Below are 19,265 nucleotides of genomic sequence, written 5' to 3' on the forward strand. Positions count from 1 at the left end.
GGAGCAGGGGAGGCGGGGGGAGTAGGGGAAGTGATTTTTAGTGTGAAAAGGTGAACTGATGTTAAAGAAGTTAATGAAGAGTGCTGAGTTGAAAGTGCTGAGTGCTGAATTCAAAGACTGCCCACAAGGGACGGGGTATCAACCTTCTCCCAGATACAAAGATTCCGCGCCATAAGGGGCGGGGCTTTTACCTTAGTGCGAAAGTGCGCTCGTAATCTTCTTGTTACTCAGCACTCAGCACTCAGCACTCAGCACTGAGTTTTGTAAACTTGAGCTTTTGATGGTGAAATGTCAGGCTTTGAGGGTGGGATTTGAACCTTTGAGGCTGAAGCTTCAGCCTTTAAGCTTGAAGGGCGAACCTCTACACCTGAAGCTTGAGCCTTGGAACTCGGAAGTTGAGCTTTTGAGCCTGAAGCTTGAGCCTTTGAACTCGGAAGTTGAGCTTTTGAGCTCGGAAGTTGCACCTTTGAACTTGGAAATTGAGCTTTTGAACTTGGAAGTTGCACCTTTGAACTTGGAAGTTGAGCTTTTGAACTCGGAAGTTGCACCTTTGAACTCGGAAGTTGCGCCTTTGAACTCGGAAGTTGCGCTTTTAAGCTTGAAGCTTCGGGTTTGACTGTGGATTTTTGACTGTTGACTGATATTTGGGAGTATCTACCATGAAACTAATTTCCGAACCATCGATTCCGGTGAAAATTCAAAAGATGAAAGAACGGGTGCGATGGAAGCATCCCAAGATTATCTCATCGGGAATCGACCAAACGAGTATGGTTATAGACGATCGCAAGGAAGATAGTCCCGAATTTTCATTTCTGGTCATCGGCGATACTGGTACAAAGTTGCATTACGGTCATCATCCCCAACGAGAAGTTGCAGAACTCATGCTTCCTCACAAAGACGATTGCCGTTTTGTGCTACACACTGGCGATGTCATTTATGTGGTGGGTTCCCATGAGTACTACCCAGCAAATTTTATCGAACCTTACCGGGAGTTTCTGGTGGGCGGTCACAATCCTAAAAGTATTGCCTACGATCGCATGGTCTTTAATCTCCCGTTTCTGCCGGTGCTAGGCAATCACGATTACTATGATGTGCCGTTTATGTACCGTTTGCTGACAGGAAGCACGCTGCGGTTGCGTCGGATGCTGCGCTACAAAGATTTTGAGATTGGCTGGCACGGTTCAAATCAAGGTGATGCCTATGCAAGAGCGTTTCTTGACTATACAGCAGCGATCGCTTCCCCAGAAGAGTTACAACGTCATTTAGATAGCCATTACACTGCCAAAACTGACACGGGCCGCTGTTTGCGATACGAACCAGGACAGTTTACCCGTTTACCTAACCGTTATTATACGTTTCGTTACGGCGGTATTGACTTCTTTGCCCTCGATTCTAATACCTTTAATACGCCATCCCCTTTACCAACAACTCAAGCAGGAGAAATCAGCCGTCGGGAATTGGAAAAGCGCCGCCAAGAGATAGACCAAGAAGAGTTGCAGATTTTGGCAAAGTGCGATCGTCTGAACGCAGACAACCCTATAGAAGCCGAACAACTCGACGATCTCAGTGCCAAGTTAGATCAAATCAACGAAATCAAAATCGACATCGAAAAGCAACTCGCATCTGACACCGCACCAATTATCGACTTTGAACAGCTTGACTGGTTACGCAACAGGCTAATTGAATCTTGGAATACCTCTGAAGTGCGCGGACGCGTGATTTACTTCCACCATCCCCCCTACGTTACAGAAGCAACGAAGTGGAACCAAGCACAAACATTGGCTGTACGTCATCGTCTGCGTTGGGTGTTGCAACAGGTGGGGGAAACTTTAGGTTCCTTAATTAAAGAACGTCCCATAGTCGATTTAATTTTAAACGGTCACGCTCATTGTCTGGAATATCTTCGCACAGTGGATACAGGATACGCTGACTCTCACATCAATTACATTATCTCTGGTGGTAGCGGTCGTCGTCCCCGCCGCCAGCGTCCAGAAGGGACGGAATTAATGGAGACTTTTACTCAGATTTCCGATAGTCCCACCCGCAAAGTTGCAGATTCACTGCTGTATGTCGGTCGCAGTGGCTATGCTTCCCAAAAGCGAGTACCTTACTCCTGTGTGCGGATTGATGTTCGAGATGGTTGTCCGCCCAAGTTCATCGTCAGACCGTTGGTAGCCGAACGCGTTGAGCAACAGTGGTACAGTCATCAGCTGGAACCGTTTGTAATATAAATGGTGGATGATGTTGCGCTCGCTCTTGTTCCCACCCAAGACCTGTAGTTTTTACTTCAGTAGATTTGTTTATGTGAGAATTGTATTAGTGTTTAGATACACAAAGCAATTTAGATGAGTATGTGGCTAGAAAAGCGACAAAAAATCTTGATTTTATCAGCCATTCCTCACGGTTTGCGCTTAGATCGAGAAATTCGTGAAATTGAAGAAGCCATCCACCGTGCCATCAGACGAGAACGGTTTGAGGTTAGCATTAGCACTGCGGTACGCCCTCAAGATTTTCGTAGAGCGATCGCAGAGAAACGTCCCCAAATTGTTCATTTTTGCGGTCATGGAATGCCAGATGGCAGCTTGCTGTTAGAAGATGATCGGGGAAACAACAAATCTGTGCAACCAGAAGGGCTAGCAGCACTGTTTAAGTTGCACGCTGATTATGTGAATTGTGTGCTAATCAACGCCTGCTATTCAGTTAAAACTGCCGAAGTAATTAGCGAACACATTGATTACGCTATCGGTATGAATCAGGCTATTGGAGATAGTGCTGCGATCGCATTTGCTCAAGGGTTTTATGATGCGCTGGGTTATGAAAGTTCAGTTCGAGAAGATGTATTTCAAAGAGCTTTTAATGAAGGTTTAGTCGCTATTCAACTAGAGAATATTTCTGAAGGGCAAATCCCAGTTCTTAAAAAAAAAGGTTTAATACAGTCTGCTGAAAAAAGTATTCCAAGGCTGCAACAAACTACTAATATTCCAAACTCTATTATTAATGATTCCCATAGGATAGTGTCTGTAATTATCACTGAGAAATTAGATAAACTAATACCAAATAAGCGGCAATTCTACCGCTGGCTAATTAGTACACTCGTGCTTTTATTAGTAGCCAGTCCAATGTTAATTTATCGGATACCCATTGCCAAAAAACTCAGGCTTGTACAACCCAATTGCTTTGAGTCAGCGGCAAAAGAGAAAAAATTAGTTGTAGCGATCGCTAAATTGAAAGGTATCGACAGCACTTTGTCTAGAGATTACCCCTTTCTTTCAAATGAAATAGATGAACAATTAACTAAACATATAATACCTAATATTCGCGATCGGATTACAATTTGTTCAGTTAAAGATAGTGTATCGAGCGAAATGGAAGCAAGTAATTTAGGAAATAAATTAGGAGCCGCAATAATCATTTGGGGCAGGCAAACCCAGGTAGAGTTTGAGATTCAAGTAACTACATTAAAAATCAAGGTTGCATACTTAACTTCTTTATCTATTCCCATGCAGGATGCCCAAAATTTTGAAAAAATAAAGGATTTTCCCAACATTATTGCTTTGATGGCAACCCATGCATTAAGTGAAATTTATAACATACAAGAAAAACAAAATTTAGTAGCTCGGAAAATTTTAGAATATTCTATTAAGTTGACTGAACCACCAAACACGGACTTAGAAAATAAATATGTTCGTATAAAATTAGGAATTGCTAACTCAAGACTTGGTATTCTATACAGTCCGATGGAAGAAGGTGATTGTCCAAAATATAGACAAGACTGTATATATGCAGCAAAGTTTTTTCAAATATCTAGAAAGCTAGATTCAAGGAATGAGCAAGCTTTTATTGAAGAAGGGAATATACAACTAGAATTGGGTAATTCTCGTGAAGCAGAACAAGCATACAGTGATTTAATTAGAATTAACCCTGAATCTGAGGAAGGGTTAATAGCCCGTATTAACAGAGCTGACACATACTTAGCTCAGGATAATTTCCAAAAAGCAATTGCAGACTTAAAATTTGCTTGCCAGAGAAAGCCAAATGATTACGAGTGCCTCAATTACTTAGGGAAAGCTCAAATACAAGCAGGTGATATTCAAGCAGCCAAAAAAACCTATCAGCAGGTCAAAAATACTTTGGGCAAAGATGAAGCAGCAAAAAAGGAGATTATTAGTACTTTAAATAATCTTGCCAGAGCTAGACCTCAATTACAACAAGAAATCCAGTCAATTATTTCCCTACTTTAATAACTACTCTATAGGAGGTCTATCTGTGATGAATCCTCCACATGGGCCAGAACCAGAACACTCACCAGTTGCTAATTTTTTTCCGTGGTACAATAGACCATCATGCTCATTTTTACAACGACATGAACCTCCTTTTTTTATAGGAAAAGACCTGAAACTCCAGAATAGGTTACTACCTGTACTCTCAGGAACAACATCTGCAATTGCTTCATCAAAACGTTTAGTTAGTTTTTTTAGAAATTCAATTGATACTGGAAGCTGTGGACTAGATACTTGCTTAGAATCATCTAATTCTTCTTCGCTATTGTTAGCAATTGGAATTGCTGTATTTGCAAGTTTTACTTTATTAGAATCTATCTCTTGAGAAGGCTGAGGCCACTCGATTGAATAAATATTCTCTGACTTATGACTTTCTTTCGGTGCTAATGTACATTCCAGCCGAAGACCAAGTAGTTCCTTTTCATCGTAACCAGTATCAACTAACTCTCCACAAATCGCAGCTTGAGCAGCTTTCAACAATTCCTCTAAGCTATTCTTTCCTTGCAATTGTTCTAATGGTAAATTCAGTAACTCTCTAATATCTTGTCGCTGTAGTTGTTCTAAAATTTGTTTATTCAAATCTATTCTACATGTCATATAAAGATACTCCTAAATAATTGTGGTAACAAATAGTTAAGTTCAACCACATCTTGAGTTTTTCGTCACAATCGAACAATAAATAACATTAAAGCTATAACTATTGCCCCAAGGAACTTATAAGCTTTTCAGATTAAGTTTTAAAAGTACCCATATGGGTACTTTTCGTATTACATTTTATACAAAATAGAGATTTATAAAACATTATTACGCAAGCTCAATTCCTAAGTTTTATGTGTAAATTATCATATAAGTTTTATTTTTAAGTATAATTACTTACGTATTTTTATAATTACGAATTACTATGATATTGGAACTGCTGCACTTATTAAGCTACAGCAGTCCTCGGCTTTCTTTACTTTCACCACTCGCAGCCTTTGAGTTAATCTGCCACGAGTACCGTAAACTACTGTTTGACAAAGCTATACAAATAAGCGACGTGCTTACTGAGGTATCAGTACTGTGTCAATAACGTGAATGATCCCATTGTCCGCTTCGACATCTGGTGTAATAACTGTAGCGTCGTTCACCTTGACACCGTTGGAGGCATCAATTTTGACATCTGAACCTGCTGTTGTGGTTGCCGAACTCAGTTTCACTACTTCAGCTGATGTTACTTTACCAGAGACGACATGATATTCTAGGATCTTTCTAAGTTGAAGGATATCTTCTAGTAGTGATTCAACAGTTCCCGATGGTAGCTTAGAAAAAGCTTCATCGGTTGGAGCAAAGACTGTAAATGGCCCAGGCCCCTTTAGTGCTGTATCAAGACCAGCAGCTGTGATAGCCGTTACCAAGGTGTTGAAACTTCCCGCATTGATTGCAGTATCTACGATATCAGGCATGAATATAGCCTCAATTTAGTAAAGAGCTTTCATTACAGACAAAACACATTTCTCAGTTTATTGTGAAATGGAGCTGAATCATCTCATTTTCGACCGCAGACAAAAAACTTGGTGGTATCTTCCCAGAATCCTCGATCGCTTGTAAGTTTTTCAATCTCTAATCTGTACTCAACTTGTAACTGTTCTAATTGTTCTTGTGATAATTTTGACAATAGGGGATTACCTTTAAAATTTATCTTAATTGCTGTCCAAGATAATCTGTTATCCATCAGATTGCGATAACGTCCAGATGGCACAATTTGAATTTCGATATCTTTAAACCGTGCCTGTTCTAGCAAATTACGGCATTTTTCTGGAGTTCCTAGTGGTTCCAATATATGTGGTAGCGATACGCCCAAAACTCTAGTGCAGATTCTCTTTTGAAGAGATGCCATATAAGCAGTTTCGGGAGGACAAGTAAATGCCACAAACCCTCCTGTTTTCAGGGAGCGATGCCACTTTTGCAACATGGCAAGAATATCAGGAAAAAGTACAATTGCCTCACAGCAGAAAACTACATCAAAACTGCGATCGCTAAAGTTGAAGTATTCTACATCTGCCTCAATCAACTCGATGTTTTGTAATTTTGCTGCTGTAATCTTTTGTCTTGCTTGATGTAGCATTCCAGGGGTCATGTCAATCCCAATTACGTAACCCTCCGAACCAACTTTTTGGGCTGCGGCGATCGCAACTAAACCCGTTCCAGTTGCAACATCAAGCACTTTCTGTCCGCTTTCAAGTGGGACAGTTTCAAGTAAAATATTAGCTTCCAGCGGATGGCGCGTACCTTCTTCAGTATCATAGGTAGTTCTAGAATTATAAAATTCTATGAGTTTTTGTTTATAGGTATCCATAGCTTTTGGAACTGGCAATCTATGGGAGTATAGCTATATTCAACCAGATAAAAACATGAGCCATAAGCAAAAGTTAAATATTATAGTAATTCTCTTAGTGATACTGGAGTGCTTACTGCTTGCTCCAACTATTGCAGCACATGCAGCTTCTCCATCCACAAATGTTTACGAACAACGAACCATCCATAACCTAAATGGTATTGGCAAATACTACATGGGCCGAGAAATTGCCCAAGTTATGGGACATACTGGCGCTGGTTGGTTAGAACGTCCTAACCGAGAAGCGGAAGAACAACCAAGTAAAATTATCAGCGTCCTGAACCTGAAACCTCATGATGTAGTGGCGGATATTGGGGCTGGTACAGGTTACATGAGTTTCCGCATCGCACCATTATTAACAGCTGGAAAGGTTATTGCTGTAGATATTCAGCCAGAAATGCTGGATATTATTGAGTTTTTCAAAAAAGAAAAAAATATTTCTAATGTTGAACCTGTTTTGGCAACTTTGACTGACCCCAATCTGCCACCTGCTAGTATCGATTTGGCGCTGATGGTGGATGCTTATCATGAGTTAGAGTATCCTCAAGACGTTATGCAAGGGATTATAAAAGCACTGAAACCAAGTGGTAGAGTCGTGCTGGTTGAATATCGGGGCGAAAATCCCTTTATTATGATTAAGCGTCTGCATAAGATGACTCAAAAACAAGTACGCAAAGAAATGCAAGCTGTTGGTTTAGTTTGGCGGGAAACCAAAAACTTGTTACCCCAGCAGCATTTAATGGTGTTTGAGAAACCCAATACTAATTCGTAATTAAGGTATCAAGTCATAATAAAGTAAAACTCCTTGCTATCTGGGAAAATCATGATCAAGCTTGTACCCCAACAGCAAATTCCTCCTTTAGAGAATGGCGATCGCCTCACTCGCTACGAATTTGAGCGACGCTATCAAGCAATGCCCCGTCATCAAAAGGCAGAATTAATTGAAGGAGTTGTATACTTGGCATCCCCATTACGCTTTGAAAGTCATGCCGAACCACATGGTCATACAATCACTTGGCTGGGAGTTTACGAAGCATCAACTCCTGGTGTGAGATTAGGAATTGAGCCAACAGTTCGCTTAGATCGAGACAATGAACCGCAACCAGATGGAGTGTTATTAATCACACCAACAGCTAGAGGACAATCTCGTTTCAGTGATGACGACTATATAGAAGGCGCGCCAGAACTTGTAGTAGAGATAGCTGCTAGCAGCGTTGCTATTGACTTACACGATAAGAAAAAAGCTTATGGTCGTAATGGTGTAAAAGAATATATTATTTGGCAAATATTTGAAAATAAATTAGATTGGTTTAGCCTCCAAAAAGGAGAATATGTGTCCTTAGAAGTGGATGCACAAGGAATTATCAAAAGTCAAGTATTTCCTGGTTTGTGGTTATCAATGTTAGATTTACTTGCTGGCAATATGCAGCAAGTATTGACTGTATTACAGTTGGGATTAAATTCACCAGAACATCAAATATTCGTAGAGCGTTTGTCTAGTGAAGGAAAATAGAAAACAACTGACAATTGACTAATGACTATAAAAGTTCGAGATATTGGAGAACAAGGTCTTTTAGAAAAATTACAACGCTTTTGTCCCCCAGAAATGATTGGAGATGATGCAGCGGTGCTTGTAACTGCACCAGGGCAATCTTTGGTGGTGACAACAGACTTACTAGTTGAGGGCGTGCATTTTAGTCATGTAACGACTTCCCCAGAAGATGCAGGTTGGCGGGCTGCTGCTGCTAACTTATCAGATTTGGCAGCAATGAATGCTTTGCCTATGGGGATCGCTGTTGGGCTGGGATTACCTGGTGAAGTCACTGTCAGTTGGGTTGAGCGTTTATACCAGGGAATGACAGAATGCTTACAAAAATACAATACCCCGATTGTAGGCGGTGATGTAGTGCGATCGCCTGTAACAACATTGGCAATTACTGCTTTCGGCCAAGCCGATCCTAATCGAATTATCCGCCGTTCTGCTGCTGTTGTCGGAGATGCGATCGTTGTCACAGGCGTTCACGGAGCCTCCCACGCTGGCTTACAATTGCTCTTGCATCCCGAATTGAGACAAAACCTCAACGATGCCAAATATAAAACTCTCATCAAAGCCCACCAGCGCCCGCAACCGCGACTAGATGTTTTACCAATATTGTGGGCAATTTTAACTTCTACTTCCCAACTCCCCACTCCTAATTCCCCACTCCCAGTCGCCGGGATGGACAGTAGCGATGGTTTAGCTGACGCAGTTTTACAAATTTGCCGCGCTAGTGACGTTGGTGCTGTCCTAGAACACAGACAAATCCCTTTTCCAGAAGCTTTCAATCGCTGGCTGACAGAAGAACAAGCACTAGAATATGCCTTGTATGGTGGCGAAGACTTTGAATTAGTCCTATGCTTGCCAACAGAACAAGCAAATACCTTAGTAGAAATGCTTGGTCAAGGCGCAGCTATTGTCGGAACTATTACATTGGGATCGCAAGTACTCTTACACGATAAATACGAAAAATTCCCTGACCGAATTTTGAGTCTCAGTCAGGGATTTCAACATTTTAGTGATTAGTCAGTAGTCAATATTCAGCGGTCAGTAGCAACAAAAGTGTGACTGACAATTGATAACTAACAACTAACTACTGACAACTGACAAATTACTGCCACTTTTGCGCTACCAGTTCCGCCAAATCTAGTACTCGCTGGCTGTAACCCCATTCGTTGTCATACCATGCCATGACTTTTACTAAGTCACTACCCATCACCAAAGTCAAGCTGGCATCAACAATCGAAGAAGCGTCAGTACCTTGATAATCGGACGATACTAGTTGTAGGTCGCTGTAGTCCAAAATGCCTTTAAGTGAACCTTCCGAGGCATCTTTGAGAGCTTGATTAACTTCTTCAGTAATAGTACGCTTCTCAACCTGAACCACGAAATCTACCATTGAAACGTTCGGGGTAGGTACGCGCAAGGCAACACCATTCAGCTTGCCTTTCAATTCTGGGATTACCAGCGCCACTGCTTTTGCTGCACCGGTGGAGGTGGGTACAATGTTAATGGCTGCTGCCCTAGCCCGACGCACGTCCCGGTGAGAAGCGTCTAGCAAGCGCTGGTCGCCAGTATAACTGTGGGTGGTGGTCATCGTGCCTTTGATGATTCCGAATTTGTCATTCAACACTTTGGCAATTGGAGCCAAGCAGTTGGTTGTACAACTGGCATTGCTAATGATGTGATGTTTGTTGTGATCGTAGTCGTGATGATTTACGCCAATTACAAAAGTGCCATCCTCATTTTTCCCAGGGGCGGTGATCAAAACCTTCTTGGCTCCAGCATTTACGTGCTTTAACGCACCCTCTTTGCTGGTAAACACGCCTGTTGCTTCAATAATTAGGTCAATTTCCCACTCTTTCCAGGGCAAGTTTTCTGGATTGCGATCGGATACGCACTTAACGGTCTTACCGTTAATGATGATAGAGTTATCATCGGCACTAATGTCAACATCCTTTAACTTCCCTAGCATTGAGTCATACTTTAGGAGGTGAGCATTCGTTCTAGGGTCTGATGTGTCATTAATAGCGATAAGCTCAATTTTGCTATCTTTTCTGCCCACCCAGCAGCGCGCAAAGTTACGCCCGATGCGCCCAAAACCGTTGATTGCGACTCTAATCACAGTGTCTTGCCCTCTGTATTTATGCCTATAAGTTGATATCTTTGACCCCAATCATATCGCAAAGGGGGATTATTATTAACCATAAAGTGCTGGATCTATAAAAAAACACACATTTTATTCAGGATTACCTGAGTAGAGGTTGTGAGCAGTGATGTAGTTTCTAACTGGTTCTGGGACTAAATAACGAATGGCGCTAACGGAGTCATCGCGGCAAAGTTTACGAATTAGACTTGACGAAACTCCTACTAAAGGTATATTCAAGAATTGCCAGTGAATAGAGTGTGACTTTTCTGTTAGTTGTTGCTCTATTTGCTTGCAGATGAACTCGCTTTGAGTTATATTCTCACCACCGAGCAGTCGGGGTGCGATTAACCAATCACACATTTGTGCTAGTTCGCGACCGCGATACCACCGAGGTAAAGTTTGGAAGGTATCTAAACCCACGATCCAGTACCAATGAGTATTTGGGTAAAAAGCAGATAAGTCGATCAAAGTGTCGATCGCATAAGAATTCCCGCGATTTTCTTCTAATAGTGAGACCGTAAACGCTGGGTTTTCTCTTGTAGCTAGTTGTAGCATTTCCACCCGATGCTCAAACAAAGCTGCTTTCTTGTGAGGAGGATTTCGTGATGGTACCCAAATTACCTTTTCTAAGGGTACTTGATGCAAAGCTCTTTGAGCTACGAGCAGGTGTCCCCAATGAATTGGATCGAATGTGCCACCAAAAATTGCTAATTTTTGCATCCAGTTACGCCCTGGCTTTGTGCAATTGAGAAATAGTTGCACTATCAAAGTACTATAGTACGCAATTCACGCCTTGGCGTGATGAAATTTAAAAGCAGTTTTGCTAAGAATTTACTATTGTAACCGATACTAGTGAGGAATCTCAAAAGATGTATTTCACATTACAAGAATTTCTTTCCCGATGTAGCGAAAATTTTCAGAATAATCTTAAAAACAATTCAAAATTAGCAAAAACCTCCAACCAAGGTAAAATCATTCTCAACCAGCGAAACAGTGCTAAAAAACCAACTGTAGAGCCAGAATAAACATAATACAGGAGCAGTTACGGTAAAAATCAAATTCCTGTTATGATACGCGTGTCATTTGTGATTTATGGTGTGGTGTGGTGTTAAGAGGAGTAATAAATGAGTAATTCTGTAGATTTTGGCGGCAGACCATTTCATTTTATCGGGATCGGCGGGATAGGGATGTCTGCTCTGGCTTATTTACTGGTAAAGCGCAATCTACCAGTTTCCGGATCGGATATTCGTCCTAATCACATTACCCGACAGTTAGAAGCGATTGGTTCTCATATTTTTGCTAAACAAGAAGCCAGTAATTTTGATTTCTTTCGCTCAAAAGCAGCTACTAATGGAGTAGAGGCAAAACTACCTCAAGTCATTTGTTCAACAGCAATTAACAAAAGTAATTTGGAGTATAAAGCAGCTCTTGAATTAGGCTGCCCAATTTTCCATCGTTCAGATGTATTAGCTGCCTTAATTGCCGATTACTACAGCATCGCAGTGGCAGGAACTCACGGTAAAACTACCACGAGTTGCATGATTGGTTATATGCTATTGCAAGCTGGGTTAGACCCGACGATTCTTGTCGGTGGCGAAGTCAATGCTTGGGAAGGCAATGCTCGCTCAGGGCAAAGTCGGTATTTGGTTGCTGAGGCAGATGAATCAGATGGTTCCCTGGTAAAACACGCTCCTGAAATTGGCATCATTACCAATATTGAACTAGATCATCCCGACCATTACGAGACATTAGAGGAAGTTGTTGACACCTTCCAACAATTTGCAGCTGGTTGTAAAACTTTAATCGGTAGCATTGATTGTGCTACAGTACGCGATCGCCTAAAACCAACAATCAGCTATAGTTTACACTCAGACACCGACGCTGACTACACCGTTACGAATGTTGACTATCGTGCTGATGGCACAACAGCTTTGGTTTGGGAACGTGGCAAAGCCTTGGGCGTATTGAAACTACGGCTGCTCAGTCGGCATAACCTGAGTAATGCTCTAGCAGCGGTGGCTGTTGGTCGAGTCTTAGGTCTAGAATTTGGAGAAATTGCCAAAGGCATTGCTACTTTTGAAGGAGCCAGAAGGCGCTTTGAGTTTCGAGGTGAAGTTGCTGGAATTACTTTTATTGATGACTACGCTCACCATCCCAGTGAAATTCGTGCAACTCTCGCTGCTGCACGTCTGCAAGCAAGACCGGGACAAAGAGTAGTAGCTATCTTCCAACCCCATCGCTACAGTCGGACACTAACATTCTTAGAAGAGTTTGCCCAATCCTTTGCACATGCGGATCTTGTTGTGCTGACCGATATTTATAGTGCAGGCGAACCCAATTTAGGACAAATTAGCGGCGAACAGTTGGCAATAGAAATTGCCAAACAGCACTCACAGGTGGTTTATCAACCAACTTTACCTTTAATATGCGAGTTCTTGCTACAAACGCTGCGTCCTGGAGACTTAGCCTTGTTTTTAGGTGCTGGGAATTTGAATCAGGTGATTCCGGAATTAATTACAACACTTTGTGAACCCAAACCTGCTACAGCCACATTTTAATTGAAGACAGTAATAGAGGCTGATTTTCTCTAGCCTTATGACCATCTGGCCGCGGTTTTATCGATTCAAACTATTGCTGTATATTTACGGCAGATAAATGTAAAATTTCACAAATCGACGTAAAAATGAAAATCTCTCAGGCAGATGGAAACGTCTGCACAGTTTCGACTACACAAAAACAGAAAACAGATAATTCAGGCGAAAGTAAGATAATTTACTTGCGAGGCACAGATTGTGTGATTAAGTCCCAAGCTTCATTATCTGCATATACTTCATACAGAGTTGGGGGAGCAGCCGAATGGTACGTTGCTCCCCGCAATTTAGAAGCGCTGCAAGCAAGCCTTGAGTATGCAAAAGAACATGAATTACCTGTAACAACATTGGGAGCGGGTTCTAACCTGTTAGTTAGCGATCGCGGTATCCCAGGCTTGGTGATTTCTACCCGGCATCTTCGCCAGAGCTATTTTGACCCACAAACAGGTCAACTGACCGTTGCTGCTGGAGAATCAATTCCCAGTTTAGCATGGGAAGCAGCACAACTAGGATGGGAAGGACTGGAATGGGCTGTTGGTATCCCTGGAACAGTTGGGGGTGCTGTGGTCATGAATGCAGGCGCACACAATAGCTGTATCGCAGATATGTTAGTTAGTGCCGAGGTACTTTTAACCGACGGTACGCTGACAACCCTCACCCCCGCGCAGATAGGCTACAGCTACCGGACTTCATTACTACAAGGTAGCGATCGCATCGTTACCCAAGCTACTTTCCAACTTCAACCAGGGGCCGATCCAGCAAAAGTTTTGGCGACAACCAAGCAACACAAACAGCATCGGTTAACTACTCAACCTTATAACTTCCCCAGTTGTGGCAGTGTTTTCCGTAATCCCAAGCCTTATGCTGCTGGATGGTTGATCGAACAAACAGGTCTAAAAGGCTACCAGATTGGTGGCGCACAAGTTGCACAACTCCACGCCAATTTTATCGTTAATCGTGGTGGAGCTAAAGCTAGTGATATCTTCTGTCTCATCCGTCATATTCAGCACCAAGTGCAAGAAAATTGGTCAATTTTATTAGAGCCAGAAGTTAAAATGCTCGGCGAATTTCAACCAGCATGTTAAGGTACTGGGAACTAGGTAACAGAGGTAAAGGTGTAATATTAAAGGAAAAGGAGAAAAACTTTATTTAGTTCGTTTCCCCTTTCCCTTTACTACTTGCCAAAGATGAAGCTTTTGCCAGTACCTATTACCTCGCATTAATTATTGGTAATAAAACAGGCAAATTACCGACCGCATCTATAATTGAATTTGACTTGTTATTCATAGCAAACGCGGACAATCAATTATGACAGGCAAAGGACAAGGATTTGGCTTTGGTTTAGGAAAGATGAAAGAACTAGCTGAAGCTTTCAAAAAAGCCCAGCAAGTTCAAGAAGGCGCAAAGCGACTCCAAGAAGAGTTGGAGCAAATGGAGATTCAGGGAGAGTCTGGCGGTGGTCTGGTTAAAGTGATTGTCAGCGGTAATCAAGAACCCAAGCGAGTAGAAATATCCCAAGAAGCCTTAGCACAAGGAGCAGAAATTCTTTCGGATCTTGTGACAGCAGCCATGAAAAATGCCTATGAAAAGTCAACAGCAACAATGCGGGAACGCATGGAAGACTTAACCAGCGGACTGGAACTGCCTGGATTTTAGTCGATGGTCAACGATCAGCGGTCAGTTGTCAGTTGTCAATAGTCAGTAGTGAATAATAAATAATTAGCAACTGGCAACTGATAACTAACAACTGACACGTAAAACGAAATATTTATGCCTTACAAACTGCTGTTTGTTTGCCTGGGAAATATCTGCCGCTCGCCATCGGCAGAAAACATTATGAATTATTTGATCGATCGGGCTGGCTTGAGCGAACACATCTTCTGTGACTCTGCTGGCACATCTAGCTATCACGTTGGTAGCCCACCCGATCGCCGGATGAGTGCTGCGGCTGCGACAAAAATAGGAATTAAGCTACGAGGTCAGGCCCGCCAGTTTCAAAGGTCGGACTTTCAGGACTTCGATCTGATTTTGGCAATGGATCGAGAAAATTTTGAGGATATCCTTGCTCTTGACCTAACAGGACAATATCACAATAAAGTTTTCTTAATGTGTGAATTTTGCTCTCGACACACCCTTGAGGATGTCCCAGACCCGTACTATGGTGGAGTAGAAGGCTTTAATCAAGTAATTGACTTGCTTGTGGATGCTTGTGAAGGTCTACTCCAAAATATTACCAGTCAGCGATTAATAGTTGAAATTAAAGAGTTATGAGTTATTTTCTGAAGTTCCCAAAAATAAATTATCTAATTTCTAGACTTCATCACGACTTTCGCTGCCCCTGCTAAGAGTTACCTACCCTCCTGTCTTAAAAACGACGGAATATTTTTTATTTGGAAGTTTCTTTTCTCTTGCTAATTCCTGCATAGCTGTAAGACCTTATCCCTAGGTTATTGGCTTTGAATCCTTATACCCCAAGTCTTCTGAATATAAACTTTGTGAGCTTTCTCACAAAAATATCCTCTAAAGTCAACACCCTGTCTTGCGCCCCTCCTGAATTCTGACTTTTCGCTTTTATTCGACCAAACCATGCTTAATTGCAAAACGCACTAATTCTGCTCGGTTGCTAGTTTCGGTCTTTCTCAATAAACTACTAACGTACTTTTCTACTGTTCGCGGACTAAGATGTAGCCGTTGACCCATTTCAGCATTGGATAGACCATGAGTTAAAAGTTCTAAGACTTCTTGTTCTCTGGAAGTCAAAGATGAGAGCAGTTGAGATTTCTGAAAATGAGTGAATAAAGATTGATGGGCATCTACAACTTTTGTTGGGGTAGCACTGCTCAAATTATCTTTATGAGAAAAGCGATACTCTGATTGAATGATTTGCGCTCGTTCAAGAAGATTGCGAATTGCTGCTGCTAACTCTTCTAGTTCAAATGGTTTAGGCAAATATAAATCACACCCTGACTGATAGCCCAGAATTCTTTCCTGAGTCTTGGTGCGTGCTGTTAGCAAAATTACAGGTAACAAACGGAAAGTTGGTTGTTGACGTACCCGACGAACCAGTTCATAACCGTTCATCCGTGGCATAACAATATCAGTGACAATTAAATCAGGATGGTACTCATCCACCATTACCAAAGCCTCTTGACCATCATTAGCTGTAATTACCGAGTAGCCAGACAGCTCAAGATAATCGCTAATAGACAGACGAGTGCCCAGGTCGTCATCCACTACAAGGATCGTCAAGGGCATGGACAATACACCCCTAGCATTTTTTTACTCAGAAATTTGCTTCTACAAGCTCCACTAGCGAACACAGGCAATAAATAGTGTTCATATGTTTCATACTATGACAGGATTAGCGACTAATGACTGCCTGAGGGTGAATTTATAAAGACAATCTTAAATCTTTAGGAAGGGTTTACGAAGTTCATTCTACCTTTGATTCCTATTGCAGGGAAGGTACAGAGAGTTTTGTCATTTTTAACAACCTACCAATAATACACAACCATTACTTAGCCTAATATAAATTAATATTTCTTTAATAAATAATCTTTTAAGAACTAAAATTGCCGACAATCTTTTAATTGAGAACAGGGAAAAGCTAAATTAATAGGATAACACTGAGAGCTAGTTGAGCATTTATAGTGGTTAAATATCCCTCTATAAGTTTACAAGCTAGTTCCAACGATTTTTGAAGCAAATTTAACGACAGCAAAATTCTCAATGAGTGACAAAAGCGAAAGTTATAAAGTTATTAGCGACAACCGTCAAGCTCGTTATTTGTATGAAATCCTGGAAACTTATGAAGTAGGAATTCAGTTAACAGGAACCGAAGTCAAGTCAATCCGAGCGGGTAAAGTTAATCTTCAAGATGGTTATGCTTTGATTCGTGATGGTGAAGCATGGCTGATCAACGTGCATATCTCTCCTTATAACGCCAGTGGACAATATTTTAATCACGAACCGCGCCGCACGAGAAAGCTGTTGCTGCATCGCCAGGAAATCCGTAAACTAACTGGCAAGGTGGAACAGCAGGGTTTGACTTTGATACCTTTGAAGATGTATCTCAAACGAGGCTGGGTAAAAGTGAGCATAGCCTTGGGCAAAGGTAAAAAGCTGCACGACAAGCGAGAAGACCTCAAACGACGGCAAGATCAGCGTGATATTCAACGGGCAATGAAAAATTATTAAATCTTGGTGTGACTCAACTACTACAACAGACTGAGGAACTGACTGAAGTAAAAACTATATTGTATATCTTCAGCGTGAGTTGAGAAATCTGGGTTTATAGCCACAGATTGATTTGGCTCATTTTAGGACTCGTTACAGTTGTAAATAGCTTTGCAAGGGATGAGGAACTTTCACCATGACACGTAATTTCACCGCATCTGTTGGCGCTGCTGTTCTCGCCTTAAGTATGTCAATGCCGTTGACGCTACCTGCGAAAGCTCAAGTTACTACTTCCCCTGGAACCAATACTGTTCCGAGGACAACAACTTACGATCGCCGTGACAATTTTGATTGGGGTTGGTTGGGATTAATAGGTTTATTAGGTTTAGCTGGCTTATCGGGTAGAAAACGCGATGATGAACCTACCCGCTATCGTGACCCCAATACTCCTGGGGCCACTACTTACAGGGACTAAGCAATGCAAAATTCACACTTGATGAAACAAGAAGTTACCATCATAGTGCTTTAATAATAGACGCAAACAAGCGACTTAATTCACCAACTTTAGTTTGCCGCAGGCTCTGGGTCTGGTGAATTTTGTTCTGAAGATTGGTTTTGATTCAAAGGTCTCCAGTAGCTGGCAATCAAAGCAACCATGAACCACCAGAGAGAATTGACTTCAGGGCGAAACCAGATAGTATCGACTGTGCCATGAGCGAGCATACCGAGTACACTAGCAAACGCTCCAATTAACCAAAATCCCTCTACACTTCTCGATAATCGCAATCGCCGTATCTGGAGAAATGCGCTATTAAAAGTCACAATTATCAGCCACAAGAAACAAGCTAAACCAATGAAGCCCGTTTCTACAGCTACCTCTAGAAAAATCGAATAGGCACTCAAGGCAGTATAACGAGGATGTTGGTAAAGTGGGTAGACTTTGTTAAAAGAATTATGACCGGGGCCAATACCAATAATAGGGCGATCGCCAATCATCTCAAACACAGCGTCCCAAACATTCCTACGAAAATTATTACTGCTATCTTGGCGATCGGCAAAAATGCTAAAAACCCGTAGACGCACCGGCTCTACAAATATCACAGCTAGCACTAATATTCCTAGCAAACCTCCCAAGATAATCGGCAGCGACCAAGTGCGCCAAAAAGGAGGCATTTGCACGCTCCACCAATAAACTAGCAATGCCATCACAGTTAAAATTGCCAGTAATAGTCCAATCCAACCGCCACGACTAAAAGTCAAAACCAAGCAGGCACTATTGACAATCACCATTGTTAATGCTAATGCCTTCTTAATCCAGCTTCGCCATGCAAAAACTGCAACTAAGCTTAAAACTACTGCTGGTAATAGATATCCAGCCAGTAAATTGGGATTACCTAAATAACTGTAAACCCTTGTTGTTTTAGACAGAGGTGATTCTGGATCGACCCAAGTTGCTAGTGCTGTAGCTCCAAAAAACCATTGCCGCAATCCATATATACTCACAATTAAAGATACGTGAAGGTAGAGAGTAATAACCCAAGACCGGAGGCGGGGCGACCTCAGTACCCTAGCACAAAGGGCAAATAGCAGCAAATATAGGGTCAAAGTTAGTAAATCGTTCAATGCTGCCTTTTTCACAGGTGACAATGCTGTGGCGACAGCGGCGATTACCCAGTAGAAAAATACTAGCAGGTGAATAGGGGTAAATAAGGAAGCACGTGCGATCGCTGGTTCGTCAGATAAAGTCAACAGCAGCCAAAACCCGACACAAGCTATCAGCAAAAGTCCGATCAGAGAACTGGAAACAAAAGGGGCAAAAGCATATACCAAGCTTAGTAAAGCTGTCGCTATTATATCCCCCTGCTGGATGAAGAAACTGCTTTGCCGCCAAGAATGTAATAACCCAACCAAACGGTGTAGGTAGCTAGTAGCAAGATATTCTTTGAGCGGTAAATAGGATAATGTAAATCGTTGCCAGACTAAATTCATAAAACACGCTGTAATCAATTAGCACGCCCGCGTAGAACCTGGACTTAATCATAATGCGGGTAATGATAAAAGTAATAGCGCAAATTATAAAATCGAGCTTTGCTAGTTGTACTCTTGCTAAGATTTGCCAGTTATGAGGAACTAAGAATTGGAGATTATGCTGCAAGCG

General features: G+C 41.9%; 20 protein-coding genes. 13 read left to right on the forward strand and 7 right to left on the reverse strand.

Annotated elements, in window-relative coordinates:
* Window positions 1-280 precede the first annotated feature (280 nt).
* From I8752_RS05445 to I8752_RS05455, 3 genes are all read left to right on the forward strand, one after another.
* Window positions 281-616: a hypothetical protein gene (locus I8752_RS05445; protein WP_214431314.1), complete on the forward strand. Its 336-nt coding sequence runs from the start codon at window positions 281-283 to the stop codon at window positions 614-616.
* A gap of 43 nt (window positions 617-659) precedes the next feature.
* Complete coding sequence (locus I8752_RS05450) at window positions 660-2,231, forward strand: metallophosphoesterase family protein (RefSeq protein WP_214431315.1); 1,572 nt, start codon at window positions 660-662, stop codon at window positions 2,229-2,231.
* A gap of 114 nt (window positions 2,232-2,345) precedes the next feature.
* Window positions 2,346-4,241, forward strand: a complete 1,896-nt coding sequence (locus I8752_RS05455) for a tetratricopeptide repeat protein (RefSeq protein ID WP_214431316.1) — start codon at window positions 2,346-2,348, stop codon at window positions 4,239-4,241.
* A gap of 3 nt (window positions 4,242-4,244) precedes the next feature.
* Here I8752_RS05455 and I8752_RS05460 read toward each other — a convergent pair whose 3' ends face one another.
* The 3 genes from I8752_RS05460 to I8752_RS05470 form a co-directional block, all read right to left on the reverse strand.
* Complete coding sequence (locus I8752_RS05460) at window positions 4,245-4,877, reverse strand: hypothetical protein (protein WP_214431317.1); 633 nt, start codon at window positions 4,875-4,877, stop codon at window positions 4,245-4,247.
* Window positions 4,878-5,320: 443 nt separating this feature from the next.
* Entirely contained in the window at window positions 5,321-5,722 is a 402-nt protein-coding gene (locus I8752_RS05465) for a fasciclin domain-containing protein (protein WP_214431318.1), read from the reverse strand.
* Between the two features lie 83 nt (window positions 5,723-5,805).
* On the reverse strand, window positions 5,806-6,615 hold the full coding sequence (locus I8752_RS05470; protein WP_214431319.1) for a class I SAM-dependent methyltransferase: 810 nt from the start codon (window positions 6,613-6,615) through the stop codon (window positions 5,806-5,808).
* 55 nt (window positions 6,616-6,670) lie between these two features.
* Here I8752_RS05470 and I8752_RS05475 point away from each other — a divergent pair, with 55 nt between their 5' ends.
* The 3 genes from I8752_RS05475 to thiL are packed head-to-tail and all read left to right on the forward strand — an operon-like array spanning window position 6,671 to window position 9,217.
* Window positions 6,671-7,426, forward strand: coding sequence for a class I SAM-dependent methyltransferase (locus I8752_RS05475; RefSeq protein WP_214431320.1), 756 nt, complete (start codon window positions 6,671-6,673; stop codon window positions 7,424-7,426).
* Window positions 7,427-7,477: 51 nt separating this feature from the next.
* On the forward strand, window positions 7,478-8,167 hold the full coding sequence (locus tag I8752_RS05480) for a Uma2 family endonuclease (RefSeq protein ID WP_214431321.1): 690 nt from the start codon (window positions 7,478-7,480) through the stop codon (window positions 8,165-8,167).
* Window positions 8,168-8,188: 21 nt separating this feature from the next.
* Window positions 8,189-9,217, forward strand: coding sequence for a thiamine-phosphate kinase (thiL, locus tag I8752_RS05485; RefSeq protein ID WP_214431322.1), 1,029 nt, complete (start codon window positions 8,189-8,191; stop codon window positions 9,215-9,217).
* An 85-nt stretch (window positions 9,218-9,302) separates the two neighbouring features.
* Here the strand turns inward: thiL and I8752_RS05490 are convergent, their stop codons facing one another.
* Together I8752_RS05490 and nadD are read right to left on the reverse strand one after the other, a co-directional pair.
* Window positions 9,303-10,316 carry a type I glyceraldehyde-3-phosphate dehydrogenase gene (locus I8752_RS05490; RefSeq protein ID WP_214431323.1) on the reverse strand — a complete coding sequence of 338 codons (1,014 nt, stop codon included), beginning with the start codon at window positions 10,314-10,316 and terminating at the stop codon, window positions 9,303-9,305.
* A 114-nt stretch (window positions 10,317-10,430) separates the two neighbouring features.
* Window positions 10,431-11,060 (reverse strand): nicotinate (nicotinamide) nucleotide adenylyltransferase, encoded by a 630-nt coding sequence (gene nadD / locus I8752_RS05495; RefSeq protein ID WP_214431364.1) that lies wholly within the window; start codon window positions 11,058-11,060, stop codon window positions 10,431-10,433.
* Window positions 11,061-11,209: 149 nt separating this feature from the next.
* Between nadD and I8752_RS05500 the strand changes: the two genes are divergently transcribed.
* From I8752_RS05500 to I8752_RS05520, 5 genes are all read left to right on the forward strand, one after another.
* Window positions 11,210-11,365 carry a hypothetical protein gene (locus tag I8752_RS05500; protein WP_214431324.1) on the forward strand — a complete coding sequence of 52 codons (156 nt, stop codon included), beginning with the start codon at window positions 11,210-11,212 and terminating at the stop codon, window positions 11,363-11,365.
* 99 nt (window positions 11,366-11,464) lie between these two features.
* A complete protein-coding gene (gene murC / locus I8752_RS05505) occupies window positions 11,465-12,898 on the forward strand; it encodes a UDP-N-acetylmuramate--L-alanine ligase (protein ID WP_214431325.1) in 1,434 nt (477 codons plus the stop codon).
* A gap of 125 nt (window positions 12,899-13,023) precedes the next feature.
* The gene (gene murB, locus I8752_RS05510) at window positions 13,024-14,016 is read left to right on the forward strand and encodes a UDP-N-acetylmuramate dehydrogenase (RefSeq protein ID WP_214431326.1); all 993 of its coding nucleotides are present in this window, start codon (window positions 13,024-13,026) and stop codon (window positions 14,014-14,016) included.
* 223 nt (window positions 14,017-14,239) lie between these two features.
* Window positions 14,240-14,587, forward strand: coding sequence for a YbaB/EbfC family nucleoid-associated protein (locus I8752_RS05515; RefSeq protein ID WP_214431327.1), 348 nt, complete (start codon window positions 14,240-14,242; stop codon window positions 14,585-14,587).
* A gap of 114 nt (window positions 14,588-14,701) precedes the next feature.
* On the forward strand, window positions 14,702-15,202 hold the full coding sequence (locus I8752_RS05520) for a low molecular weight protein-tyrosine-phosphatase (RefSeq protein WP_214431328.1): 501 nt from the start codon (window positions 14,702-14,704) through the stop codon (window positions 15,200-15,202).
* Between the two features lie 300 nt (window positions 15,203-15,502).
* Here I8752_RS05520 and I8752_RS05525 read toward each other — a convergent pair whose 3' ends face one another.
* Complete coding sequence (locus I8752_RS05525; protein WP_214431329.1) at window positions 15,503-16,186, reverse strand: response regulator transcription factor; 684 nt, start codon at window positions 16,184-16,186, stop codon at window positions 15,503-15,505.
* Between the two features lie 474 nt (window positions 16,187-16,660).
* Here I8752_RS05525 and smpB point away from each other — a divergent pair, with 474 nt between their 5' ends.
* Together smpB and I8752_RS05535 are read left to right on the forward strand one after the other, a co-directional pair.
* Complete coding sequence (smpB, locus tag I8752_RS05530; protein WP_214431330.1) at window positions 16,661-17,128, forward strand: SsrA-binding protein SmpB; 468 nt, start codon at window positions 16,661-16,663, stop codon at window positions 17,126-17,128.
* Between the two features lie 175 nt (window positions 17,129-17,303).
* Entirely contained in the window at window positions 17,304-17,582 is a 279-nt protein-coding gene (locus I8752_RS05535; protein WP_214431331.1) for a WGxxGxxG family protein, read from the forward strand.
* An 89-nt stretch (window positions 17,583-17,671) separates the two neighbouring features.
* Here the strand turns inward: I8752_RS05535 and I8752_RS05540 are convergent, their stop codons facing one another.
* The gene (locus I8752_RS05540; RefSeq protein WP_214431332.1) at window positions 17,672-19,096 is read right to left on the reverse strand and encodes an IctB family putative bicarbonate transporter; all 1,425 of its coding nucleotides are present in this window, start codon (window positions 19,094-19,096) and stop codon (window positions 17,672-17,674) included.
* Between the last annotated feature and the right edge of the window lie 169 nt (window positions 19,097-19,265).

The organism is Dendronalium phyllosphericum CENA369 (genome assembly GCF_016056275.1).
GTDB classification, from domain to species: domain Bacteria; phylum Cyanobacteriota; class Cyanobacteriia; order Cyanobacteriales; family Nostocaceae; genus Dendronalium; species Dendronalium phyllosphericum.